Source organism: Komagataeibacter intermedius TF2 (assembly GCF_000964425.1).
Lineage (GTDB): Bacteria > Pseudomonadota > Alphaproteobacteria > Acetobacterales > Acetobacteraceae > Komagataeibacter > Komagataeibacter intermedius.
Map to the genome: position 1 here is coordinate 1 of NZ_BANF01000054.1, position 5,156 is coordinate 5,156.

Sequence of the window (5,156 nt, forward strand, 5' to 3'; positions counted from 1 at the left end):
ACCGCATCGACAATGCCGACCAGATTGGCTCCCGGCTGGGCGCGGACCATGAGGGTGAGCGCCGGTTTGCCGTCAAAGAACGCGGCGGCGTTCACGTCCTGCATGCTGTCGGTCACGGTGGCCACATCACGCAGGCGGATCGGGCGTCCGTTCTTGTAGGCGATGACCATATCCCGATATGCAGCGGCATGTTCGGCCTGATCGTTGACGGCAAGCTGCCAGCGTCGGCCGCCCATGTCGATCACGCCCTTTGGCGTATGCGCATTGGCCGAAGCCAGGGCGGCGCGCAGGTTCTCGAACCCCATGCCGTATTTGAAGAACAGCAGTGGGTTCATTTCCACCCGCACGGCCGGTGCCGAACTCCCCATAAGGGTAACGTCCCCCACGCCCTGCACCTGCAGCAGCATGGGCCGCAGGGTGGTGTTCACCAGATCATACAGTTTCGCCATGGACTGCATGCCCGGTGTCACCGCCAGGATCAGCACCGGCGTCGCATTCGGATTGGCGCGATGGTAGCTCGGGTCCGACCCCGGCGTGGTCGGCAGGTCATGCCGGGCAGCGCGGATCGCCGCTTCCACGTCACGCGCCGCGCCATTGAGATCACGGCCCAGTTCAAACCCCAGCGAGATGAATGTCTCACCCCGCGTGGAGGTGGACTGCATCTGCGTCACACCCGCGATATTGCCCAGATGCCGCTCCAGCGGGGCAGCCACGGTGCGGGCCATGACTTCGGGCGAGCCGCCTGCGTTGGAGGCGGAGACCGAGATCACCGGCAGGTCCACATCGGGCAGGTCCGAAACCGGGAGATGGGGCAGCGCCATCAGCCCGGACAGCACGGCGGAAAGCAGCAGCAGGAGCGTCGCCACCGGGCGATGGACAAACCAGGCGATGAATTTCAAGGAAGATGTCCCGTCCCTGGGGGAGGGCTCATTCTATAAGACGATCGGCCGCCACGTTTTTTCAGCGGCCGGATGAAAAAAAAGCGTCAGCGCTCAGCGGATGTCCGCGTCGCCTGCGGCCGGGACTGGTATTACGGTGATGGCGGCGGCCTGCACGGCCAGTCCGTGTTCGGCAGCGGCCCGGCGCAGCAGGGCGGCGACTTCCGGCATCCGGCAGGGAATCTTCCGCCCCGTGCCCGCCTCGACAAAGGTGACGGCCAGCCTGCCCCTGCGTTCGGGTGCGATGCTGTAATGCCACAGCCGGTCGGGCGAGACGTCGCGGCGCAGGATGTCGCGGGCGACGAGCAGGTTCAGGTTACGCTGGATCGAACCCTGTGACGGGGCGTGCCCATGCTCCATGATCCGGCACAGCGTTTTCCAGATTTCCACTGCCGTCGCGCGTGGTCCGGCTTCCAGAAGACCGTGGAACAGGATGCGCCGCAGATCGGTCATTTTGATGCCCACCTCCTCGCTCCGTTCCTCCAGCCTGCGCACGGCGCTGCGGCTGGCGCCCATGCCGGGGCGGATCTGATTTAGGGCAGGCGGAGAACGGCGGTGTTCGGAGAAGGCGAGCATGGGTTTGATCCTGTCACGATCAGGGAAAGGGAATGGGAGCCAGAACGGAAAAAACTCAGTTTCCGCCAGAATGGATGTAGAATTCGACGGGGACCGTCAGGGTGATGGGATCCCCCGCGACACTGTCCGGCGGGATGGGCAGGGGTTGTGCGCGTCTGGGCAGGGCCACGGCTTCCTGATCCAGCAGCGCATGGCCGGAAGAGCTGGCGAGTGTCACCGAAAGCACATGCCCCTTGCGGTCCATGGAGAACGTCACGGTCGGCACGCCTTCCTGATGATCGGCCATGGCGTCGGACGGATAGCGCTTGAACTTTTCAAGCTGCGCCAGCAGTGCGCCCTGCCAGGTCACCGGGTCGTGTGACGCCTTTGACGACGAGGCACCCGGTGCCGGGGCTGCCTGTGTGGGCGCGGGCGGCGCTTCCGAGGACGGCGGCGCGGTTGTGGCCTCGGCCGGGGGCGTCTTGTCCGGGATCGGCTTTTTCAGCTGCGGGACCGGCTTGCTCTTTTTGACGATCTTGCGCGGTTTTTCCGGTTTGGGCACCGGGACCGGCGGATTGGGCGCGGGCGATGGTGGCGCGGTGATCTTTGGCGGTTCGACCGGCGCAGGATCGGGAATGGACTGGGTCTGTTTCGGTCCGATTGGCGCATCCGTCGGCGGTGTGGGCGTCGAGACTGGTTCCGGGGCCATGTCGATGGCGATCGCAGCCGGCGGCGGTTCGGGCACGGCCATCGGTGGTGGTGGCAGGCGCATGATCCACCAGATGCTGCCGCCACAGACCGCCAGCACGGCGAGGAAGGACAGGCCCCAGCGGATGGCGTCATGCCGCCAGGCGAGACGGGCCTGCCCCCTCTGCCAGTCGGCGAAGGATGGCGGGACAGTATCCTGCGTGGCGTCTGTAGCCCCTGCCGTCGCCATGTCAGCCGTGCCGCTCACGGTGTTGCTCCGGATGTTGGTGCGGCAGGAGCCGCATTGCCGGATGGCGCAGGCGTTGAGCCTGCCTCGCTGCCTTCTTCCTGCCCCTGAAGATTCACAAGGGCGACCTTGAGGTATCCGGCGGACCGCAATTTATCCATCACGCCCATCAGCGTGCCGTAATCAACCGTCTTGTCAGCGCGCAGGAAGATGCGTTCGTCCTTGTTGCCTTTGGTCGCACTTTCCAGCGCGCCGGGAAGCGCATCGGTGCTGATGTCATCCTCGCCCAGAGCCAGACCATGATCGGCCTTCACTGTCAGGAATACGGGATCATCGGGGCGCGGGGTCGGTTTTTCGGAGGATGATGGCAGGTCCACCGGCACGTTCACCGTGGTCAGCGGGGCGGTGACCATGAAGATCACCAGCAGAACCAGCATCACGTCGATGAACGGCGTGACATTGATCTCGCTCGCCTCATGCGGGCTTTCATCGGTGTGGCGCATACGGATCATGGCGGATCACTCCCCGGCCGCCGTGCGGACATCGCGCGCCTGCGGACCAAGCCGCACGATATTGCCCTGCGCCATCAGCATCTGAGTGCGCCCCAGATCACGCGAGACCAGACGCATCACCAGTGCGGTGAGGTCCGCCACCTGTGCACGGCACGAGGCGGTCTGGCGGGCGAGATGGTTGTAGATCACCACCGCCGGGATTGCGGCCACCAGACCCAGCGCCGTTGCCAGCAGGGCCTCGGCGATACCGGGGGCGACAACGGCGAGGCTGGTGGCCTTGCTCGCCGCGATGCCGGTAAACGAGGTCATGATGCCCCAGACCGTGCCGAACAGACCGATGAAGGGCGAGGTTGCGCCAATGGTGGCCAGCACGCCGGTGCCGCGCAGGAGGCGACGACCCTCGGCGGCTTCAAGGCGCTCCAGATGCAGCACGATGCGCTCCTTCAGCCCCTCGCCATCATCGGGAATGTCCTGCGACCGTGCGCGTTCCGTCTCTGCCGCCATGACCAGCGTATGGGCGATGGAGGAATTGCCGCGCGTCCATTCCTCGCCAAGGTTCAGCGTATTGGCGTCTTCCAGCGACTTTTCGGCTTTCCGGAGCTTGAGGCGCACGCGCAGCAACTCGACCGATTTGGCGATGAAGATGGTCCAGGTCAGCAGCGAAGCTGCGGCCAGTAGGATCATGACGCAGCGGACCACGGGACCGGCATTGAGGAACATCTCCCATGGGGAGAACGAGATCGGGGTCATGACTGACCTCCTTTGACAGACGACGTGCGGCGCCAGGCCCGGATCGGGCAGGCGAGCGTCACGATGAGGGGAATGGAAAGGGCTGCCCACGACAGGGCGAGCCAGACGCCATGCTGGCCCAGCAGGGCGGACAGCAGGCCAAAGGCGGTGAGCACGCCCAGCGCAATCGGCCACGGCCAGACGGCCACGGACGGACGTGATTCCAAAACAGGCCGGGATGGCACGGGGATTTCGGGAGAGACGGCGTTCATCGTACCGCCTCCGCCGTCAGGACAGGAACAACTGCATCGTCCGCATCATCCAGATCATATCCCAGCGCGCGCAGACGGGCATCGGTCGCCATTTTGCGTTTGCCCGCCCACAGCACCAGACCGCTGACCAGCACGCCGATCACAACGATATCGAGCAGCGCCCACAGGATGCGCAGCGGCATGCCGCCGTAATCGCCGAAATGCAGGGGGCGGGAGATTTCGAGGAAGCGCAGATACCACGGCATCGGATAGGCTCCGGTCAGCTCGCCCGTGCGGGCATCGACCAGCACCGGGGTGAACAGACGTGCCCGCAGCGGGGTCGCGCCTCGTGTCCAGAGTACGTAATGCACCGGGCTGCCGAAGGACGCGCCGGGGAAGGACAGTCCGGTCACCTCATTGCCCGGTGCCGCCTTTGCCGCCGTGTCGAACGCGGCCTGCACGGACGACAGATGATCCTGCGAGGGTACGGGCAGGTCGGCGTAGGGCCGCAGTATCTGGCGCACATCCGTCACGCGCCACAGGCCGAACAGCGGCGTCTGAAGTTCGTTGACCAGCCCCGTAAAGCCCACCACTGTCGCCCAGACCAGTGTGGCGGCCCCCAGCAGGTTATGCAGGTCCAGCCATGTCAGGCGCGAGGCCCGGTCACGCCGGACCGAGCCGAACGGCAGCCGCTTCATGAACCGGCCATACAGCACCGTGCCGGAGATCAGGGAGGCTACGAAGACACCGCCCATGAGGCCGAGAAACAGCCGACCGGGCAGATACGTGAACAGACTGACATGCAGACGGCGGCAAATGCCCATGATCAGGCCCGTCCATGTGCCGGGCGGCTTGAGTTCTGTCTCGGGTCGCGACTGTTCCAGCACTTTCGCCGTGCGGGCGTCGAACTTGATCCAGTGGCTGGAATTCCGGTCAGGATATTTGTCGTCATCCTTCAGCGCCTGCCAGCTTGGGGCCATCGAAACCAGCACTGCGGGTTCGTCATCGTCAGGATCAACATTGGTGATGATCTGGCCCGGATAGAGTGCCCTCGCTTTCTCCACGATGACATCGAGGCTGGCGTTGGGCGTTCTGGGCGGCAGAACCTCATAAGGCGGATCATCATCACCGACGAACGTGTCCCAGATCTGCTCGGAAAACAGCAGCGGCAGACCGGTCACGCACACGATCAGCAGGAACAGCGTGCAGACCAGGCTCGTCCATTTATGGACCACGA

General features: G+C 64.9%; 7 protein-coding genes. All 7 read right to left on the reverse strand.

What is annotated here, in order from left to right; all coding sequences use genetic code 11:
- Nucleotides 1-899, reverse strand: an 899-nt coding sequence (locus B7449_RS09420; protein ID WP_048883588.1) for an efflux RND transporter permease subunit, incomplete at its 3' end; no start/stop codon positions are given.
- A gap of 93 nt (nt 900-992) precedes the next feature.
- Nucleotides 993-1,514, reverse strand: coding sequence for a Fur family transcriptional regulator (locus tag B7449_RS09425; RefSeq protein ID WP_039736305.1), 522 nt, complete (start codon nt 1,512-1,514; stop codon nt 993-995).
- 55 nt (nt 1,515-1,569) lie between these two features.
- Nucleotides 1,570-2,448, reverse strand: a complete 879-nt coding sequence (locus B7449_RS09430; protein WP_039736306.1) for an energy transducer TonB family protein — start codon at nt 2,446-2,448, stop codon at nt 1,570-1,572.
- A complete protein-coding gene (gene exbD, locus B7449_RS09435; protein WP_039736307.1) occupies nt 2,445-2,939 on the reverse strand; it encodes a TonB system transport protein ExbD in 495 nt (164 codons plus the stop codon). The genes B7449_RS09430 and exbD overlap by 4 nt, the downstream gene beginning before the upstream one ends.
- A 6-nt stretch (nt 2,940-2,945) precedes the next feature.
- Nucleotides 2,946-3,689: a tonB-system energizer ExbB gene (gene exbB / locus B7449_RS09440; RefSeq protein WP_039736308.1), complete on the reverse strand. Its 744-nt coding sequence runs from the start codon at nt 3,687-3,689 to the stop codon at nt 2,946-2,948.
- Nucleotides 3,686-3,940, reverse strand: coding sequence for a hypothetical protein (locus tag B7449_RS09445; RefSeq protein WP_039736309.1), 255 nt, complete (start codon nt 3,938-3,940; stop codon nt 3,686-3,688). Before B7449_RS09445 ends, exbB begins: the two co-directional genes overlap by 4 nt.
- Nucleotides 3,937-5,154 carry a PepSY-associated TM helix domain-containing protein gene (locus B7449_RS09450; RefSeq protein ID WP_082084821.1) on the reverse strand — a complete coding sequence of 406 codons (1,218 nt, stop codon included), beginning with the start codon at nt 5,152-5,154 and terminating at the stop codon, nt 3,937-3,939. Before B7449_RS09450 ends, B7449_RS09445 begins: the two co-directional genes overlap by 4 nt.
- Nucleotides 5,155-5,156: the final 2 nt, after the last annotated feature.

Excerpts from the sequence above, each read along its gene's own strand:
- exbB (WP_039736308.1), bottom strand. The coding sequence starts at position 3,689 with ATGACCCCGATCTCGTTCTCCCCATGGGAGATGTTCCTCAATGCCGGT.
- exbD (WP_039736307.1), bottom strand. The coding sequence starts at position 2,939 with ATGATCCGTATGCGCCACACCGATGAAAGCCCGCATGAGGCGAGCGAG.
- B7449_RS09445 (WP_039736309.1), bottom strand. The coding sequence starts at position 3,940 with ATGAACGCCGTCTCTCCCGAAATCCCCGTGCCATCCCGGCCTGTTTTG.
- B7449_RS09425 (WP_039736305.1), bottom strand. The coding sequence starts at position 1,514 with ATGCTCGCCTTCTCCGAACACCGCCGTTCTCCGCCTGCCCTAAATCAG.